Origin of the sequence: Bacillus vallismortis (assembly GCF_040784915.1) — a bacterium.
Classification (GTDB): Bacteria; Bacillota; Bacilli; order Bacillales; family Bacillaceae; genus Bacillus; species Bacillus subtilis_G.
Genome location: NZ_CP160797.1, coordinates 3205776 through 3223362 on the forward strand (window position 1 = coordinate 3205776; position 17587 = coordinate 3223362).

Here is a 17587-nt window from a genome sequence, read left to right on the forward strand (position 1 = left end):
GTGTTTAAAAATGAAATTGAAAAAAGTTTTAACTGGTTCTGCATTGTCCCTTGCTTTACTCGTTTCCGCTGCTCCTGCTTTTGCTGCAACCCCTATTGTAGATAGCACTAATCAGAAGGCAGTAACTCCTCAAGCTGAGATAAAAACTATCTATCTCACAGCTAACACTCGCGGAGAACTTGCCGATGTAACAGTATTTGCTGGGGTTAAATACTATTTAAAAGATGCCTGGCAGAACAATGACGGCACATGGACTGGCTTATATCAAGGTTGGTATTAAAAGTGTCTGAGAGATAAGAGGTTTTCCTCTTATCTCTTTTTTGTGGACAACTCCTGTTCCCTTTCTGATTTGTAATCACATTCAGGGCAGCTGTATTCGATCATGGCCGCGCCTCCAAGCTGAATAAAGATTGCTGAAAGTAACTTTGTTCAGCAGCAACCGGATTCACCCATAAAACCTCTTCACGCTTGGCACCTGCTTCGGCCGATACTTGCCGCACTTCTCTTTTCCAATGTTTGAGCCGTTCATCATAAACTGGATGAGCATAGCCTGAGAGAAGAACAGGACCAGGGTGTTTGTCCAAAGTCTCAAGCAACCAAACATGATCATCAATCGTCATTTCGTGTTTGTAATGCCGTTTTGTCCGTGTTTCGATGATATAAGGAGGATCAGCGTAAATAAGAACCTCTTTTCGCTTATATCTTTCAAGCAACTGGACAGCTGGCTGATGTTCAATCTGTGCCTCTTTCAATCGCTTGGCTACTAACAATATCTTTGCCGGCAGTTTGCCCCACTCTTTAGCCGTGTCAGGCCCGTTACTGCTGATGAGGCTACGCCAGCCTGTCCGATCACTTGTTTTTGCTCCTATGGCCTGCCAGCAACGGATAAGAAATCGACGGGCGTCCTCTAATTCATTGCCTGATTCAGAGTCATAGGAGGCGTAATACTCCTCTCTAGATAACGGCGTCCATTCGATCAATCTTGCAAGCTCCTCTGGATGGTCCCGAATGACCTTGAAAAGATTGACTACGCTGCTATCCAGATCATTTATCGTTTCAATGGTCGAAGGTTGCTTATTGAAAAACAATGCTCCGGATCCAAAGAAAGGTTCAACGTATGTTTTATGCTCAGGCATATGGCTAATGATCCAATCTGTCATTGACCATTTACTGCCCGGATAGTGTAAAATTCTCGGAAACCCCACGCCTTAACCCCCTATCCCCGGCAGAACCGCAATTGCAAAGAATAAAACCAAAACCATCGCCCCGATTAGCCAGCCATTTGTCTTATCACGCTTGGCGATGATTGTTTCATCACCGATCATTTTCAGATCGTCTGACTTTGCCACAAGTACCGGTATGTAATCTGGATGCACTTTCAAATATTCCGCCGCCTGCTCAACTGTCATCGCTTCGTCTTTCGTGGCTTTGACTGCCCGCTGCAACTCGACTTGTAAAGGAATCATTCTGCAGCACCTTCTTTCCCAAGCGAATCCCAATCAAACGTTTCAAGAATTTTAAGCAACCGTTCAACTTTTGGTGCTCTCCAAGCTGTCATAGCGTACGTATGAACCTTTTTCGTATAGTGGTAATGATTTTGTTTTATGTGCTGTTTTGCCTCCGCTTTAGTTAGAAACATTGTATTTTGATAGATGTGATGAACCTCGGTTTCTGGTATCAGATCAGCGCCACTGTCAACATAATCATGTATCCAATCTAATGCGGAAGCTTCACAATCTATATCTTCCATCGCTCCTAACGCTTCTGAAGACAATTCATCATTCTCCTTGATGTCTTTTAGATAACTTTCCAGTTCATAAGATTCGCCATCTTCAGGGATGTAAACAGAAAAGCGTTCCGCATTATCCTCTGAAGTCCGAATCCATTTATAATCCCCTACAGACCAAAATCGGGGCGCAGCTTGAGAGTCATGATCCTGTGTTCTCAATTCATTTTGAAGCTCTTTCAAAAATTGAATATCCTTGTTCATTTCACATCACCCTCCAATTCATTTTGAGCAACTGTAATCGCAAAATTGAGATTGGTAATGATCTTCTCTAATGCCTGTTTGTATCGTTTCCTATCGCCGCTTAGTTGCTGAATATCCTTTTGTGCCTGCCGGAACTGATGAATTGTTACTTCCTGCTGGCGTTTGTTTTCCTCGATGATTTCCCGCTGCTTAACAGCCAGTTCAGCTTGCTCAATAAGCCAAGCAATTTCATTCTGCGGAATGTATGTCAATTTTTTTAGACGTTCAATTCTCTCTTTCATATTCGTTCCTCCCCCGCAGGGGAAAGCCCCTGCTATTAGAATTTGTGGCCGATTCTATAATCTAAACGAGACAGACCGCCCTTAATTGTTTGAATGATTGTTTCACCGTGTTCCGGGGCTTCAAGGACATGTGCAGTGCCCTCGTTCCCATCTAAAATAAGAATCTGTATTTTGCCCGGCTCAATTGCCTGTTCGATTGTTGTATCTTTGCTTAAATTAATTTCTCTTGGGTTGTACATTCTTAGCGCCCCCTGTGCTATGATAGAAGTACCAGTTCATATCAATGCATCGGGGCCTAGCGCTTCGGTGCTTTTTTGTGTTTAATAGTGATCCGGTTTCCATCCGGCCATTGTGAATGTTGGCGATGGTTTCAGATCCTCCCGGTAAACGATTGGATGCTTTTTGACGTATTCGGCAAGCTGTTCTGGCGTCATCTTCCATTCTTCAACCGGTCCTGGCAGGTAAGGATTGATGTTTTGCTGTTCCATGGTATTTGCCTCCTCCATTGATTTTGGGAATTTCCGTGCCGCCGAGCTTCTTGCAATCAGAACCCATTCGGCTGGCGCATGCCTTAAACTGAGAGCAACGTGTCATACAGGCCATGAGCTTATCTTCTTCCTGCACCCACAACGGCCGATCGTCTGCGATTACCACGTTTAACAGTGGACTTTCCCGCCTTTCTTTTGAGTTTTTTCAGCTCGTCCAGCTCGATGAAGCCGAGTGACTTATCCAGAGCCAGCACCTTGAGTGGCGTATCGTAAAGCCGCTCATACAACTTGCGCTTGATGGCGAATTCCTTTGTTTCTACGCCCTTGATGTCAATGATCTCGATGCTGCCGTCAAGATTATGAACCTCAAAGTCTGCTATATATTCAATCTTCCGAAAAGTTTTGCCGTTCTTTTTGAATGCTTCTTGCAGCAGGAACCGTGGTTGCAGCTTAAAATCTTTTATCTGCTTGCTCACCTTGAGCCATTTCAGTTGCTCATAGTATTTGGCTTCGGCCCGGCTGTCGAACGTGATGCCGTCCACCTGTGTTTTTCTGGCGCCGTACTTATTTGCTGGCATGCGATTCCTCCGGAAGCTCAGGATCTTCGTAAATGTTGCCGATGACTTCAAATCTTTCTCCACAAAATAGGGAATCACGAAGTGGATGGGTCCGTAAATCTCCCAAATATCCAATTACACAGAAACAGCCATCATCAAAAACTACTTCTGCAGAGTTCTCGCGTCCATCAACTACAATATCCCCTTCATAAATCTCACGGCCGTTCTTGTCCTTCAATCCGGTGTATTGCATTTTGTGGCAAGTTAGAAAATAATTAAATTGATCACAACCCTCTGCATTCTCTGGAATTGAATAAGGTATGCCCTCCGGTGTAATTCCTACTTCATAGATCATCTCTTGAGAGTTTTCATCCCAAGCACGAAACTTGATTTCCCTCATTCTCCTTACCTCCCGTCATTCTCTTCCCATTGCTGAATCTGCTTTTCTTTTGCTGGCGCCGTCAGTATAATGGCCGGCAGCAGGATCACCGCTTTAAGCACTGCGTATCAGCTCCATTTGTCTGATCTTTTCCTCAAGCACCCGGATAGCCGGTGTGAGGTCCTTGCCGCCCTTTTGTTCAGCAGGCCCGAACATATACATTCCTCCGGATCCTTTAATGTTCGTTTTCTCACTCAATCCCAATCACCCAATCTATGATTTAATTCCATCCGATCTCCCTGAATGATCACCGTGTAGTATTTGCACATCTGGTGAATCCGAGAGCCCAACGCCTCGTCAACGTCCAGTAGTTCGTCCGTTGTGAGCTCAGAAGAGATCAACAAAGGCTTATGGTTCAGATAGCGATAATTCACAACTGACTGAATCTGTTCGACTTGCCATTCAGTGGCCCGGGGCTTTCCGCTTACTGGCTTGAATAAGTCATCTATGAACAACACATCAACCTTCCGCATGGCGTCCAGCTTAGTTTCCAACTGGTCAAAGTCGTTTTTCAGGTCACTCATGCCCTCAACGTAAGGGAAGTACATGCAATGAATTGATTTCTTCTTTATCAGGTTGTTCATGATGGCCGTTAACAGGTGAGTTTTGCCGCTGCCCGGCTGTCCCAATAAAGCAATGCTGTTGGCGCGCTCCCTCCTGACCTTCTCAAAGTCTTTGAAGTATTCGACCGCACATTCATAGGCTTCTTTGATCATCTGGGGCTTGCCGTCTGTAATGAAATTTCCGAATAAGAGCATTTCAAATTCCTCCGTAATTCCGCTGGCTGCCATCAGCCGCGCTATTTTTTTCCGTTTCACACACTCGCATTGCTTGGAATAGGTGTCTTTCCATTCCCGGGCTTTATCAGGCGCGCAAACCTTCCCTGAAAGAAATTCATCTTCCGGTACCATGCTCTCAGGGACTAATAGATCAAGCTGTTTGTCTAAATTCCATGTTGTGTCTTTGTGAACCCGATAAATCACAACGCCGCGATCCTTGCACTCTGAACACTCATACTCAACCTTTTCTTCTGATGCGCCCTGTTCTGTTTCCCAGGAACGCGATTTTGCTTGAAGACCCTTCATCATTGCTTGGAACGCTGTGTCTATGCTGACTGCTTTGTTTATAGCCATACTGTTGCTTCTCCTTTCTCTTTTGGCTGAACGGATTTGACAGGATCGCCTCAATGTAGTTCAAGCCAACGTTGCTGCCTTTATTTCTGAAAGCCAGCTTCATTGCTTCCATGACCTTCTCTTCGCCGTAATCATCCACCATGTAGCCGATTCTTTGTGCCTCAATGGAGCCGATAGAACGAGCGACCTTATTTTCAAATAGCTCAAAAGCGTTTTTCATTTTGGGATCAACCTCCTGCGTTTCTTTTGGTGCTGGTGCAGGTTCCGGAACAGGCTTTTCAGATGGTTCCTGCTCCGATACAGGCGTTTCAAAAGATATCAGCCTGTATTGCCCTGCCTTCCTCCCTTGTGACTTGTATTCGATTCTTTTAAGGGCAATTAGTACATCTCGGTGCTTGATTAAGGTGTTTTCTGTGACCCCTATCTTTGCTTGCAAAGTGGTATTTGAAGTGGTGAACCACTCCCGCCACCCTGCCTTGTTGTTGATGTGCAAAAGATGAAACCATAATGCTTGAGTTGTAGCAGACAACGGATTCGTTTCTAGCCAATTCATGAAGCCGTTCATTTCTTTCAGGTAGTTCATGGCTCACCTACTTCCTTTCACACAGTGCTGTCATTCCGCTGATGCGGACTAAACGTAAGCCAGGTTCATTTGTTCTGAGATAGCCTTCGACGTAAGCACGGAATAGCTGCGCGCGATTCGGCGCCCCTTCTGCCAGCCACTTGTAACAGAAGGGGATGCCGACCTTAATCAAATGGGAGGTCATCGTCACTGATGTCAACAGGCTTGCCGTCAAAAGGATCAGCATCCTGCGCACTTGGTTTTTCCTCTGATACTTCTGCGTCAATGATTTCTGGCTCAGACATTTCGTCAGTGATGTCAATGCGCTCTCGTGCCTCATCGTCCTCAATGACAGCCTTCTGCATTTCTACTGATAAGATGCCCCATTTGCTCAGAATCGCTTTCAAAACAGTTTTTAATGCCATTGCATCCCAATCGTTTTTCCAGCCGAAGTCCGACTTACTAAACTTCTTTTTATGCTTTTCAACTTGCGCCTTTGTCCAATACACTGTTTTCCGGAAACCGTTTAAAAGCTCAAAGTAAGCAGCGTAACCAATAACCGCATCTGATTCCCGTTTTTCAAAATCAATTTCTATTTCCTCAGTTAATGGGTTCCATTTTTGTAATTCTCCTTCATGGACCGGTATGCAATTGATGAATTTATACTGACCCGTACGCAAAGCCAATTGAATGTACCCTTTGTAACCAAGCTGAAATTGTGCACGGCCGCCATACGGAACGATCCAGGCATAACCCAAGTTTTTATCCACTGGCAGATCAAGCGTAGCCGCCACCATAGCCGATGAAATTACGCTCATAGGTTCTGCCTTTTGGAGCATTTTTTCACCGTTGTAAAGGCTCAGAATTGACGCTGTGAATTGGGAAGCCCTTTTCCCTAGAACTTCTTCGAAACGATTCATGACTGCCGGAGAAGAAAGCAGACCTTTCATTGTTGTTCCTTGTTGTTGTGCTGGAGCACTGTTTTGTTTCTTCTGGATATTGCTTTTTAGCGATTGATTAGTAGCCATATTCAGCTAACCTCCTTGATTCCAAAGCGTCTAAATTGGACTTCTTTAGTGACTTTCTCGTATACGTCCGGAAACTGCTCTTTGAGTTTCTTAGAGTCGATCCGGTTAGTTGAAACTGACTTCCAACTAGTTTGATAGTTTCCGATGAAGCCGTATTCAGCTTCCTTCATTTCGTGTTTGATCTGGTTTTCTAATTCCTTTGCCTGCAATTGGAGTTCGTTGATCTGATCTTTAAGCTGCAAATATTGCTGAATACGTGTTTTATTCGCTGATGTGAGATCAACGACTTTACCGCCCTCTGCCTCCTCATAACGTCGCTTGAGATATTCTTCTGCAGCACTCGAACCGTCAAGCGCCGGAGCCTGTCCACCCAATACATTTTCATTCCAAAATTCAATCTCTGCTTGAAAGATCATCGCAATAAGCTCGTCATCGCGCTCAATCTCTTTCCAAACGAATTTATTGCCGCCGATCAGTACAGCAAAATATGCTTTTTTATATTCTGGTCCTAGCACTCCTAGATAGTGTTGGACCTGAACAATATAGCTGTCAGGAATCTCGTCATCTTCCCACTCTTTTAGGTTGTATGCTGACGTGGTTTTACACTCCAAAATGGCTTTTTCACCAACGATCATTCGGTCAACATTCGCCAATATAAAATCATGATTAGGATGCTTGAGCATTGCTTTTCTTCGCCTTACTTTTTTGCCACTACGAATCTCAAACTCTTTTGCAACAACATCTTCAAGAAGCGAGCCAAAGTATGCAGCTTCACTGCCTGATTCACTTACAGGCACCTGGCCTGTTTTGTCTAACCACAATTCAAACGGTGTTTGCCATTTGTTTATGCCTAAAATAACGGAAGCATCAGAACCGCCTATGCCCTTCCGTCGCTCAAGAAGCCATTCGTCCCGACTCATGTCCGCTGTCGAAGCGAAAACCTCTGCTTGCATCAGACCACCCCCACCTTTCTTTTGTACTCTTCCGCGCCAAGCCGCTGCCACTCCCTGTATGCGTCCATTGAAGGAAAACTGAAAAACATTCTCCCGTTTTTATCGATTACGATAGAGCCGTTGACCTTATAAAGTCTCTGCTGATCCTCACGTCTGTTGCTGAATGGTGCTGTGATCGATTTAGTCATTAGGATATATCCCCCTCTCAGCTTGATAAGCTCGTACAGTTTTTTGCAAATCTTCATTTTTTCGTTCTAATCTCTCGATTTCCGACACCGTTTTTCCAAGTGCTTCAAGGAAATCGGTCGTCGGTACCCATTGACCATCAAGATAGGTTTTAATAATTTCAATACTTTCAGTTCTTGTTAGCTTCATTTTTCATAACCCCCGTTGTTTTTTATGAGGCGTTTTGGTATAATTAAGTAAATATTCAAGTCAAAACGCCTTACCGAGTCCACTTTGCCGAGTGGACTTTTTTATTGCCCATTTATAAACTGGAAACCTAGTTGCTCCCTCAGATAACGATCAAGGTTCTCTCTCAAGATCACCGCGCCACAATCGATTACATAATCATCAACTGGCGTAACTTCATCCCCGAAAAAATCCTTTTGTGTTTCTGGCTCAGTCAGCTTGTCGTGCCAGTTGTTTAGAATCATTGGATTTTCGATCATTCATAATCTCCTTTCTGTAATTTGCTGTGCGTTTATCCCAAATCAAGTACAGTTCGCTATGATTTCGGATTCTTTCACACCATGCTCTGACCTCCAACGCTGTTGCTGGTTTGTGGACAAAGTGAACCATCAGCCTAAGCTCCTGCGTACCAATGACAAATCAATGCCTCGCTTTTGCATTTTTAATGCCGTATCATATAACAACCCTTTATTCGAAATGCGTTTCAAATCTTCAATATTTGCTTTAATACTGCCAAGAATATCTAAAGCTTCTTCATAATCACCATCTTTTAAAGAGGCCAGTAATAGATCAGCCATACTTTCAACTGAATCTGATTTTCGTTTTGCGACTTCTACATCGGATTTCAAGAATTGATTGAGTTTCATACGAGCATAGCCTGCCTTTCCTCTTGTTTTGACATTGCAACTTGATCCATTAACGCTTTTCGTGTCCACTTTTCTGCAAGCTCCTGCATCTTTAGACCATGACTTCTAGATAAGGCATAGAAGAGAGTATCAATAGCCGGTCCGAGATCAAGAATCTCTTTAAGATCACCCATGGGGAGAGCCTCGACACGGCCGGGCCGTTCGTTTGCCAACCAGAGTGCAATGTTCTCTGCAGCATCAAGTGATTCTTTTGTCTGTTTCATGAAATTGATTAAAGCCTTGCTGGGGCTTACATTCAAAGCCGGATCGACTGGCGCTGTCGCCCTTGGATGGAGCCGGAACAAGTAATGCACAAGATCAATGTGTTCATATGCTCCGCATACCTCAAACCACTTTATACAGAGTTCAGGCGTTAGTGTGCTCAGGCCCTTTTCTACATTTGAAACATACTGCTGATCTTTTCCGCCGAGTAGTTGCCCCAGCTGATATTGCGTGAATCCTATTGCCTTTCTAACTTCACGCATAATATTTGGTAAATTATCGAGTTTATACGGGTTGTTCGACATATGTTCTCCTCCTGTTTCACGGGGAATTATTTGGTAAAATTTAATTAATAAAGGGTTGTCCCTTTGCCATAACGGCAATTTCAATCTCCCCAAAATTGTGGAGATTAGTAACTCACTCCTCAAAGTTGTGGAGTGAAGGCGATTAAGCCGATTGAGATGACATGAATTTATTTACAAAATAAATCTGACCTTTACCGGTTACCTTTGGTGTGCGTGTGGTCCTAATAGAACCGTCAAGATTGCTTACAGTTCTTTTCTTGATTTCAAACAGGCCCATATCCATACTGCGTTGAGTTGGAAGATTAAATGACTCACCTTTTTTGCGAATCAGATACCCATTGTCACGCAACCATTGAAATAATTTGTTCGGCCCGATATCTACACCGTTTTGCTGGATGATTTTCGCTAATTCACCAACAAGCACAGAGGACTCGGACGATTCAACCGCCTCAGCGAAAATCACTTTCGGTTTCATGGTTTCAATTTGTTTGCTTTGCTCTTTCATAGTGTGAAGAGTTGTTTTGAAAAGCAGCTTTGTGTTTTCATCAGCTTGCGGCAAGTATGTTTGGATGAATAACTCGTCATTTGCAACGTAGCCGCCCGTTTTTCTGATTGTCGGGATGACTTCATGAGTGATCCACCTTTTGAATTGTTTAGCCTCTGGTTTGTTACTAGTTAAAATAAGTGAATACAAACCAGCTTCATTGACAACAGTTGTTTTTTGATTACGACCTAATGAATCGGTGAGGTAAACTTTACTTACCTCGTCTTCGTCGAGCCGGGACACCGCTACTTTGTGATTTGAATGATTTAGTACATTGCAGACATCCTTTGCGACAAACCAAGGTTGTCCATCTTGTAAAACTGTTCTTACTTGCTGATCTTGATAGTTGAATACTTTTGGTAATTGATTCATTCGTGAACCTCCTTAATAGATTTTGTCATTCACTAAACGGAAACTTTCGTTCAGCAGGTCCTTTGCTATTGCGCTTGTTTCATACTGGCTTGCTCCTGAGCTTCTCTCCACGCCTCAATAGTTTGTTTTGTAAAAAGAATGCGTCTGCCTACTCGGAAGTGAGGTATTTGCTTTTCACGAACCATTGTATAGATCGTGTCGTGGTGAACCCCGAGGTAGTCAGCGACTTCCTGAACGTACATTGTGTTGCGAGTCATTTTTTAACCTCCTATGCTGTGTTTGTTGTTTGAGTTTCTTGGACTTTTAAATTTAAAAAAAGTTCGTTTATATCACGTCCAAGTTTTTCAGATAGCTTAAATGCAATAGGCAATGTAGGATTTGATACCCCGTTCTCCCAGTTGCTTATTGTTGTCTTTTTGCAATTTAAAATCAAAGCTAATTCATCCTGGGTATAGCCCTTTGCCTTTCTAGCTAAAATCAAATTTTGGTTTTTCATTATTTCACCACCTGAAATCCAAGTTTGTTGAACTGTTAAGCTTAGTATAAATCCAACTTTCTTGGATGTCAACCTAAAAGTTTGATTTTTTTGGACTTATATTTATTTTACATTATATTGATGTACAATATATTTGAACTTATGTGATAGGTTGTGGTAGATAATGCTTCCTAAAAGATTAAAACAACGGAGAAAAGATTTGGGTTTAACTCAAACCCAACTGGCAGAAAAAGTTAACACAAAGAAAACTACAATCTCAAACTATGAGACTGGATACAGCACTCCTTCTAATGAAATGCTTAGTGATTTAGCAGACGCTTTACAAACTACAGCAGATTATTTACTTGGAAGAACGGATAATGATTCAATGACCATTAACACTCCGGTTTCTCCAGACCTCATTAATGATCCGGATCTGCAAATTGCCTTTAAAGAAGCAGCGGACTTTTCTGAGGAAGCTCGTAGACAAACTATTGATTTTATCAACTACCTAAAAGAGAAAGAAAAAGCAAAAGGACGTAAAATTCCAAATTCGCCTGATGAGTAAACAGAAGCAAAAAATAATTACATAACAAACACATTAATCTTTATTTATTATTATTGTTTTGTTTAGTTTAATTAATGCTGAACACTTCACCTCAAAATTTGAGGTAAACTATTCAGTTGAAAGGATTTCAACCTCAAAAATTGAGGTGATCTTTGAGGTTATATTCTCTTTCAACCGCAAATTTTGAGGTGATCAGTTAAGTGAATTCACCATCTTATCCCCGTTAATTTTATGAATCTATTAACATTTTTGGCAAAATCCTCTTGAAATTTTGCTGAATTTGGTCGATTATTAATAGGTATTCTAATTTATGAACTGGGGGAATTAAGTTGAAAAAGTGGTTCTTATTATTCATGTCTTTTGGACTAGCATTAGCATTGGCAGCATGTAGCTCTACGGATGATGTCTCTACAGGGAGCAGTGATTCAAAAGACAAAAAAACTGAAGAGACTAAAGATGATGGCTCTAAAAAAGTCGATGCGAGCAAACAATCTGCTGAAGCTCTGGGAATGAAAGTTAACTTGGGCGATGTAAAGATCATGAAAGACAAGATAAACGTTGGAATAAACATTGAAAATACTACTGATAAGGTTCTAAATTTTTATCCAGACCAAGGAAATGCAGTTATCGGTAGCATGCAATTATCTGCAAATATGTTCTTAACTGATGGAGAAGTTGGCGGTGATGTTCAAGGCGGCGTTAAACAAGAAGGAGTTCTTGAGTTTTCAGCTCCAGATGGTAAAGAAATTGATGTTGATAGCGTTAAAGAAATTAAATTAAACTTCGGTGATGTTACAACTGATGACTTCATGAATAACAAAGCAGTTTCAATCACAGTACCAGTTAAGTAAGGAGATTTGAAATGAAAAGAACAACTGAATTTGTTTTAGGTCTGATTGGTGGAATTTTTGGGTTTATTGGAGCTTTTTTGGCGTTAATTGTTGGTGGCCTTGACGCCTCTTTTAATTCATCTGGCACAAGCGATATTATCGGTTTAGGTTGGGGTGCTATCTTCCTCTCCATCCTTGGTATTGTTGCTTCTGTAATTGTTAGAAAGAAAGGAAAACTAGGTGGGATTTTACTCATCATTTCCGGTGTCGGTGGTCTGATTTGTATCTCTTTATTCTACTTACTGCCTGCTGTACTTCTTATTATCCCTGGAATCATGGGACTCGTTAGAAAAGACAAATCTCAGACAACAGCAGCGTAACGAAGAGCCCTTCAGAGGGCTTTTCTTTCACACTAAAAACAGAACATACATTCCCATCAGGTGGTGCTACTATGACAATTCAGTTATCTCATCTAGAAGAAGAAGTAAAGAAGATTTATACAAAATTGAATATGCTTACTCCTGAAGAGGTTGACATGGAACGGATTGCGGCTGCTTTTCAGATTTGGATTCACTATGAAAGAAAAGGCAGCAGCATGTTTTGTATAAATGGTCTTTATAGCATGGTTTTGGATTCAAGTGCTTCTCGTCAACAGCAATGGGAGGACTTTGTTCATGAACTCGGGCATGTGATTAAACATTGCGGAAACCAATTCAATATGAATCGTATGTTCCGCCAACTGCAAGAGTACCAAGCTAATAGTTTCATGTATCACTTTTGTGTACCGACGTTCATGCTCGAAAAGATTTCGTTGCCGCGCATGCAATCAGAGGCTATAAAGTTAATTGGGGATACCTTTAACGTCACATATCCTTTCGCAGCTAAACGGCTTGAAATGTACAAAAGAAAACAGTTTTCTATTCTCTGGCATCAAAAGCTCTATCAACTAAATTATTAGAACAAGGAGGTAGCCACATGGCTAGTATTGAAAGACGCAGTGAAAAATCTTTTAGGTTAATTGTCGAAAATGGTTATGACGCAAACGGAAAAAGGGATAGAAGAAAGAAATCGATTCGTATCGAAGATCCAAAAATATTAAAGTCTAAACGGAAATTACAGGAGTACCTCGAGGATCAGCTGCACCGTTTCAGAATTGAAGTAGAGGCTGGCGAGTATATTGCTCCTGAAAAAGCTACATTCGAATCATTTGCAGGGAAATGGGTTGAAAAGAAACTCTTTAATAAAAGTGGAAAACCTTACTCTTATAAAGCATCCGAAAAATACTCAACTCACTTACACAACCACATCCTCCCTGCATTTGGACATAAACAAATAGATAAAATAAAAACCTTACACATTGTTGATTTTATAGATGATTTATCTAAAGATGGGGCTCGAAAAGATGGAAAGTCTGGCGGGCTTGGTGATAGAACGATTCTTGATGTATTTCAAACGTTACAGGCAATCTTCAAGACAGCCACAGAAGAATGGAAACTCATTAAAGACAATCCTATGGAGGGATTAAGTCAGCCACATGTGGAACCAAAAGAAATGCAATATTTTCAGACTGATGAAGCAGAAGAATGTATCCGGGTTTTATACGAAATTGATATAAAATGGCGTTTGTACTTTTTGGGTGCAATGATCGGCGGTTTACGGCGTGGTGAAGGACTTGCCTTTCAATGGCACTTGGATGTGGATTGGAACAGAGGCGGCTTCTATGTAAATCGCTCAATCTCTAAAACAGTCAACGGACAGCCGCTTGTAAAAGCACCTAAATCTCGCAGCTCAAAACGTTTTGTTAAAATGCCAGATTTCTATATGGAGGATTTAGCAAAGTATTATCGCATGTGGAAGAAGGAAAAACTTATGCTCGGTGATGCCTGGGAAGGTGAGGACAATCAATACATCTTTCATAATGGAATAGGAAAGCCATATTACTACACTACCCCCACTGCAAAGTGGGCAAAAATAAAAAAGAAGTATGGACTAAAAGATATTAGGCTCCATGATCTGCGGCATACGATGGTGGCTATCCTTATAGAAGCCGGTGAAAATATGAGTGCAATTCAAAAACGTGCCGGTCACGCAAGTAGAAGAATAACATCTGATATTTACGGCCATGTTACCGAAAAACTTGAAAATGAGACAGCTCAATATTTTGATCAATTTAATCCTAATTTGAAGGTGAAAAGCAACTAAATGACCCCAAAATAAAATTTTGGTCCCCAATTTGTCCCCAATTGCTTTTTTGGGTAATTGGCTCTGTTCCTGACAAACAAAAAAACCCTTATAGAATAAGGGTTCAAAGGTATGGAGCCAAGGGGGCTCGAACCCCTGACCTCTACACTGCCAGTGTAGCGCTCTCCCAGCTGAGCTATGGCCCCGTATGTAACGTCATATTTATTATAGATGATTTTTTTTTGAAAAACAAGCTGTTCCCTCTTGAAATGTCAGAAAAAATAAGGCTCCGGAAGAGCCTTATTTTTGGGTTTACATCATGATTAAAAGTAAAATCACACCGAGGATGATTCGGTAGATTGCAAAGGGGACGAGTTTGATTTTGTTAATCAGTTTTAAGAAGAAACGGACGACAAACAGCGCGACAACAAAGGCGCAGATAAAGCCGACGATGAAAAACGGCAACAGATCCGAGCTTAAACTGTCCCAGTGCTTCACAAGGCTTAAAAAACTTGCTCCCATCATGATCGGCATCGCCATAATAAACGTAAAGTCGGCTGCCGCGCGATGGTTCAATCCAAGAATAACGCCTCCGGAAATGGTTGAACCGGAACGCGAGAAACCCGGCCACAGGGCAAGACATTGAAATAAGCCGACTCCTATCGCCTGCTTATAGGAAATGCGGTCGAGGGTGTCTGTTGCAACTTTCCGTTTATTCACCCAATCAGCAAAAAGCATCAGGACTGCCCCGGCGATTAAACCCACGGCTACAGTTTGAACAGAAAATAAATATTCATCAATGTAATCCTCAAACAAAAAGCCGAGAACAGCTGCAGGCACAAGTCCGACTGCAATTTGTGCAATGCTTAATTTATGTCCCTGCTTCTGGTCGCTGGTAATATTCTTTTTCAGGCCGAGCAAATTCAAAATCCGGTCTTTAAACACGATGGCCACTGCTAAAATAGAACCAAGCTGAATCACCACTTTGAATGAGTTGGCAGCTTCTTCTGACATCAGATTGCTTGATTTAAGCCAGATATCGTCTACTATGATCATATGTCCTGTCGAAGAAACCGGCGCGTACTCTGTTAACCCTTCTACGATCCCTAAGATGGCAGCTACAAACAATTCCCATAGAGTCATGATTTGATTCTCCCCATTAGACATTTATTTTTTTACATAACGGGAGCTTTCCATAAATGGAAAGCCCGTCTTATATAACTATAAACGAAAATCACACTTTATGCCCTGACGTATTTTCATTTTTTTCTTCGTCGTATAAATGTGACCGCATTTTAAACCAGTCAAATAAATGTGTCGTAATGACTTTAGCAACTGCATAGCCCGGAATGGCAAGAATGATTCCAACCACACCAAACAGCTTGCCGGCTGTTAACAGCAGAAAAATAATCGTAATGGGGTGGATGTGAAGGTTTTTCCCCATAATTTGCGGAGAGATCAGCTTCCCTTCGATCAGCTGAACAATTGTCCATACGATCACCAGCTTAAGCAGCATGAGCGGTGATGTCACTATGGCGATGATAATCGCTGGCGTAATGGCAATCGTCGGCCCTAAATACGGAACGATGCTTGTACAAGCCGCAATGATGGCAAGCAATGAAGCATAATCCAGCCCGATAATCAAATAACCGATAAACAGCAAAAACCCGATACAGAAGCTGACAATGATCTGGCCTCTGATATAAGAGCTTAACCGATGATTCATTTCGCTTAAGACTGTGTATGTCTGTTCTTTTAATCGTGTCGGCACAAACTTCAGTATATAGACCGGCAACTTCTTTCCATCTTTTAATAAATAGAAAAGAATAAACGGAACCGTGACAATCGAAATAATAACCTCAGTCAGAGCACCGATAAAATTCCCAACACCGGTGAAAGTACTGTTCACAATCGTAGCCGCCTGATCTGAAATCTTTGTTGCAAGATCAGATATATTGATGTTCATCGTTTGCTGGGCCTGATTGACGAAGTTGCTGCCGATCAGCTGTTTCGTCTGATTTTCAACGATATCCACATATCTCGGGATATTGTCAATCAAACTCATAATTTGTTCTTTTAAAAAGGGGATGATGGACACGATCGTGATCGTGATCAGTCCGATAATCAGTAGATATAACAGGAAAATCGTATAGATTCTTCTTACTCTTCTTCTCTCAAGGAAATCAACGATTGGGTTTAACAGATAAAAAACAATCCCTGTTAAAATAATCGGCAGTGAAATTGTTTTGAGAAGAACTATAATCGGGGTGAAAATAAATGATGTTTTTGTAAAAACGAGAATATTTAAACCAATCAGCAGCAGCACAAGCAAAAATAAAACAAACTTATTGTCCAAGAAGAATTGTTTAAATCTGCCGCTCCATGTTTGCAACATCTCCACTATCGTTCCTCCGTCATACATAGTTTAATTAAATTGTACACTATCGTCCCTATAATGAAAAATAAAAACCGTTAATCGCTGGCATGTGGTTTGTTCTATCATGTGCTTTTCTCCTTTTTGAGCTATAATTTAGCTATATCATGCAAAAGGAGCGATAAGAATGATACGTTTTGCCATAGTAGGAACAAACTGGATTACAGACCGCTTTCTTGAGTCAGCAGCGGAAATAAAAGATGTTCAGCTGACAGCTGTTTATTCGAGATCAGTTGAACGCGCTGCCGAGTTTGCCGCTAAACACGGCGCTGAGCACATCTTCTCAAACCTACAGGAAATGGCGGCAAGCGATTGCTTTGATGCTGTATACATAGCCAGTCCCAATGCTCTTCACAAGGAGCAGGCCGTTCTCTTTATGAACCATGGCAAGCATGTGCTTTGTGAGAAGCCGTTTGCTTCAAATACGAAAGAAACGGAACAGATGATTACAGCAGCTCAGGAAAACGGCGTTGTCCTCATGGAAGCGCTGAAGACCACTTTCCTGCCAAACTTCAAAGAGCTGAAGAAACACTTACATAAAATCGGAACCGTCCGCAGATTTACCGCAAGCTACTGCCAGTACTCCTCACGGTATGACGCGTTTAGAAACGGAACCGTCTTGAACGCATTTAAGCCTGAGCTTTCCAACGGGTCATTAATGGATATCGGCGTTTATTGTATTTATCCTGCTGTCGTGCTATTTGGCGAACCGCAGGACGTGAAGGCGAACGGATATGCTTTATCTTCCGGAGTAGATGGAGAGGGGACCGTCATTCTGTCTTACGACGGGTTCGAAGCCGTTCTGATGCATTCTAAAATCTCTACTTCCTATGCTCCGGCGGAAATTCAGGGTGAAGACGGGACGATTGTAATCGATACAATTCAGCAGCCTGAACGAGTGGAAATCCGCTATCGAGACGGCCGTCTGGAAAACATTTCGATTCATGATCCTAAACCGGCGATGTTCTACGAAATAGAAGAATTTGTCACGCTCATAAAAGAGAACAAGCCGGAATCTGAAGACAATACATTTGAACGGTCTTTGATCACCGCCAAAATCATGGAAGAAGCAAGAAAGCAGATGGGGATTGTATACCCTGCTGATCAAGCGTAAAAAAATCCGCCCGC

The 17587-nt window shown here is 42.0% G+C and carries 30 protein-coding genes and 1 tRNA gene; 7 read left to right on the forward strand and 24 right to left on the reverse strand.

Going from position 1 to position 17587, the window contains the following annotated elements:
* Positions 1 to 10 precede the first annotated feature (10 nt).
* Positions 11 to 280, forward strand: coding sequence for an LCI family antimicrobial peptide (locus ABZM97_RS15970; protein ID WP_367386960.1), 270 nt, complete (start codon positions 11 to 13; stop codon positions 278 to 280).
* Positions 281 to 380: 100 nt separating this feature from the next.
* Here ABZM97_RS15970 and ABZM97_RS15975 read toward each other — a convergent pair whose 3' ends face one another.
* The 21 genes from ABZM97_RS15975 to ABZM97_RS16075 all read right to left on the reverse strand — a co-directional run bounded on the left by ABZM97_RS15975 (position 381) and on the right by ABZM97_RS16075 (position 10467).
* On the reverse strand, positions 381 to 1205 hold the full coding sequence (locus ABZM97_RS15975) for a DNA adenine methylase (protein ID WP_367386961.1): 825 nt from the start codon (positions 1203 to 1205) through the stop codon (positions 381 to 383).
* A gap of 3 nt (positions 1206 to 1208) precedes the next feature.
* Positions 1209 to 1466, reverse strand: a complete 258-nt coding sequence (locus tag ABZM97_RS15980) for a hypothetical protein (RefSeq protein ID WP_333560734.1) — start codon at positions 1464 to 1466, stop codon at positions 1209 to 1211.
* A complete protein-coding gene (locus ABZM97_RS15985) occupies positions 1463 to 1990 on the reverse strand; it encodes a hypothetical protein (RefSeq protein WP_367386962.1) in 528 nt (175 codons plus the stop codon). Before ABZM97_RS15985 ends, ABZM97_RS15980 begins: the two co-directional genes overlap by 4 nt.
* A complete protein-coding gene (locus ABZM97_RS15990) occupies positions 1987 to 2271 on the reverse strand; it encodes a hypothetical protein (RefSeq protein ID WP_367386963.1) in 285 nt (94 codons plus the stop codon). Before ABZM97_RS15990 ends, ABZM97_RS15985 begins: the two co-directional genes overlap by 4 nt.
* 35 nt (positions 2272 to 2306) lie before the next feature.
* Positions 2307 to 2510, reverse strand: coding sequence for an XtrA/YqaO family protein (locus ABZM97_RS15995; protein WP_367386964.1), 204 nt, complete (start codon positions 2508 to 2510; stop codon positions 2307 to 2309).
* An 81-nt stretch (positions 2511 to 2591) separates the two neighbouring features.
* Positions 2592 to 2759 carry a hypothetical protein gene (locus ABZM97_RS16000; protein ID WP_367386965.1) on the reverse strand — a complete coding sequence of 56 codons (168 nt, stop codon included), beginning with the start codon at positions 2757 to 2759 and terminating at the stop codon, positions 2592 to 2594.
* A gap of 119 nt (positions 2760 to 2878) precedes the next feature.
* The gene (locus ABZM97_RS16005) at positions 2879 to 3337 is read right to left on the reverse strand and encodes a DUF1064 domain-containing protein (protein WP_017697392.1); all 459 of its coding nucleotides are present in this window, start codon (positions 3335 to 3337) and stop codon (positions 2879 to 2881) included.
* Entirely contained in the window at positions 3324 to 3716 is a 393-nt protein-coding gene (locus ABZM97_RS16010) for a YopX family protein (protein ID WP_367386966.1), read from the reverse strand. The genes ABZM97_RS16005 and ABZM97_RS16010 overlap by 14 nt, the downstream gene beginning before the upstream one ends.
* Positions 3717 to 3809: 93 nt before the next feature.
* The gene (locus tag ABZM97_RS16015) at positions 3810 to 3953 is read right to left on the reverse strand and encodes a hypothetical protein (protein WP_367386967.1); all 144 of its coding nucleotides are present in this window, start codon (positions 3951 to 3953) and stop codon (positions 3810 to 3812) included.
* The gene (locus tag ABZM97_RS16020; RefSeq protein ID WP_367386969.1) at positions 3950 to 4888 is read right to left on the reverse strand and encodes an ATP-binding protein; all 939 of its coding nucleotides are present in this window, start codon (positions 4886 to 4888) and stop codon (positions 3950 to 3952) included. The genes ABZM97_RS16015 and ABZM97_RS16020 overlap by 4 nt, the downstream gene beginning before the upstream one ends.
* Positions 4773 to 5471, reverse strand: a complete 699-nt coding sequence (locus tag ABZM97_RS16025) for a DnaD domain protein (protein ID WP_367386970.1) — start codon at positions 5469 to 5471, stop codon at positions 4773 to 4775. Before ABZM97_RS16025 ends, ABZM97_RS16020 begins: the two co-directional genes overlap by 116 nt.
* 164 nt (positions 5472 to 5635) lie before the next feature.
* Positions 5636 to 6478, reverse strand: a complete 843-nt coding sequence (locus ABZM97_RS16030) for a recombinase RecT (protein WP_033884309.1) — start codon at positions 6476 to 6478, stop codon at positions 5636 to 5638.
* 2 nt (positions 6479 to 6480) lie between these two features.
* The gene (locus tag ABZM97_RS16035) at positions 6481 to 7431 is read right to left on the reverse strand and encodes a YqaJ viral recombinase family protein (RefSeq protein WP_134975203.1); all 951 of its coding nucleotides are present in this window, start codon (positions 7429 to 7431) and stop codon (positions 6481 to 6483) included.
* Positions 7431 to 7619, reverse strand: a complete 189-nt coding sequence (locus ABZM97_RS16040) for a hypothetical protein (protein ID WP_367386972.1) — start codon at positions 7617 to 7619, stop codon at positions 7431 to 7433. Before ABZM97_RS16040 ends, ABZM97_RS16035 begins: the two co-directional genes overlap by 1 nt.
* Positions 7612 to 7806 (reverse strand): hypothetical protein, encoded by a 195-nt coding sequence (locus ABZM97_RS16045; RefSeq protein ID WP_367386973.1) that lies wholly within the window; start codon positions 7804 to 7806, stop codon positions 7612 to 7614. The genes ABZM97_RS16040 and ABZM97_RS16045 overlap by 8 nt, the downstream gene beginning before the upstream one ends.
* A gap of 101 nt (positions 7807 to 7907) precedes the next feature.
* Positions 7908 to 8102, reverse strand: a complete 195-nt coding sequence (locus ABZM97_RS16050; protein ID WP_367386974.1) for a hypothetical protein — start codon at positions 8100 to 8102, stop codon at positions 7908 to 7910.
* Positions 8103 to 8231: 129 nt separating this feature from the next.
* A complete protein-coding gene (locus tag ABZM97_RS16055; RefSeq protein WP_015715352.1) occupies positions 8232 to 8489 on the reverse strand; it encodes a YqaH family protein in 258 nt (85 codons plus the stop codon).
* Complete coding sequence (locus ABZM97_RS16060; protein WP_101864168.1) at positions 8486 to 9055, reverse strand: helix-turn-helix transcriptional regulator; 570 nt, start codon at positions 9053 to 9055, stop codon at positions 8486 to 8488. The genes ABZM97_RS16055 and ABZM97_RS16060 overlap by 4 nt, the downstream gene beginning before the upstream one ends.
* Before the next feature lie 142 nt (positions 9056 to 9197).
* Positions 9198 to 9971 (reverse strand): phage antirepressor, encoded by a 774-nt coding sequence (locus tag ABZM97_RS16065; protein ID WP_367386975.1) that lies wholly within the window; start codon positions 9969 to 9971, stop codon positions 9198 to 9200.
* A 65-nt stretch (positions 9972 to 10036) separates the two neighbouring features.
* Positions 10037 to 10228, reverse strand: a complete 192-nt coding sequence (locus ABZM97_RS16070; RefSeq protein WP_367386976.1) for a helix-turn-helix domain-containing protein — start codon at positions 10226 to 10228, stop codon at positions 10037 to 10039.
* Between the two features lie 11 nt (positions 10229 to 10239).
* The gene (locus ABZM97_RS16075) at positions 10240 to 10467 is read right to left on the reverse strand and encodes a helix-turn-helix transcriptional regulator (protein ID WP_010329849.1); all 228 of its coding nucleotides are present in this window, start codon (positions 10465 to 10467) and stop codon (positions 10240 to 10242) included.
* Positions 10468 to 10630: 163 nt separating this feature from the next.
* Between ABZM97_RS16075 and ABZM97_RS16080 the strand changes: the two genes are divergently transcribed.
* The 5 genes from ABZM97_RS16080 to ABZM97_RS16100 all read left to right on the forward strand — a co-directional run bounded on the left by ABZM97_RS16080 (position 10631) and on the right by ABZM97_RS16100 (position 14046).
* Positions 10631 to 11014, forward strand: a complete 384-nt coding sequence (locus ABZM97_RS16080) for a helix-turn-helix domain-containing protein (protein ID WP_367386977.1) — start codon at positions 10631 to 10633, stop codon at positions 11012 to 11014.
* A 329-nt stretch (positions 11015 to 11343) separates the two neighbouring features.
* Positions 11344 to 11865 carry a hypothetical protein gene (locus ABZM97_RS16085; protein ID WP_367386978.1) on the forward strand — a complete coding sequence of 174 codons (522 nt, stop codon included), beginning with the start codon at positions 11344 to 11346 and terminating at the stop codon, positions 11863 to 11865.
* A gap of 11 nt (positions 11866 to 11876) precedes the next feature.
* A complete protein-coding gene (locus ABZM97_RS16090; protein ID WP_367386979.1) occupies positions 11877 to 12224 on the forward strand; it encodes a DUF4064 domain-containing protein in 348 nt (115 codons plus the stop codon).
* Between the two features lie 71 nt (positions 12225 to 12295).
* Complete coding sequence (locus ABZM97_RS16095; RefSeq protein ID WP_202328164.1) at positions 12296 to 12802, forward strand: ImmA/IrrE family metallo-endopeptidase; 507 nt, start codon at positions 12296 to 12298, stop codon at positions 12800 to 12802.
* 17 nt (positions 12803 to 12819) lie between these two features.
* The gene (locus ABZM97_RS16100; RefSeq protein WP_202328163.1) at positions 12820 to 14046 is read left to right on the forward strand and encodes a site-specific integrase; all 1227 of its coding nucleotides are present in this window, start codon (positions 12820 to 12822) and stop codon (positions 14044 to 14046) included.
* Positions 14047 to 14158: 112 nt separating this feature from the next.
* Here the strand turns inward: ABZM97_RS16100 and ABZM97_RS16105 are convergent.
* From ABZM97_RS16105 to ABZM97_RS16115, 3 genes are all read right to left on the reverse strand, one after another.
* Positions 14159 to 14231, reverse strand: a tRNA-Ala gene (locus tag ABZM97_RS16105).
* Between the two features lie 106 nt (positions 14232 to 14337).
* Positions 14338 to 15168 (reverse strand): undecaprenyl-diphosphate phosphatase, encoded by an 831-nt coding sequence (locus ABZM97_RS16110; protein ID WP_087993358.1) that lies wholly within the window; start codon positions 15166 to 15168, stop codon positions 14338 to 14340.
* A gap of 91 nt (positions 15169 to 15259) precedes the next feature.
* Positions 15260 to 16426, reverse strand: a complete 1167-nt coding sequence (locus tag ABZM97_RS16115; RefSeq protein WP_202328162.1) for an AI-2E family transporter — start codon at positions 16424 to 16426, stop codon at positions 15260 to 15262.
* 160 nt (positions 16427 to 16586) lie between these two features.
* Between ABZM97_RS16115 and ABZM97_RS16120 the strand changes: the two genes are divergently transcribed.
* The gene (locus ABZM97_RS16120) at positions 16587 to 17573 is read left to right on the forward strand and encodes a Gfo/Idh/MocA family protein (protein WP_087993360.1); all 987 of its coding nucleotides are present in this window, start codon (positions 16587 to 16589) and stop codon (positions 17571 to 17573) included.
* Positions 17574 to 17587 lie beyond the last annotated feature (14 nt).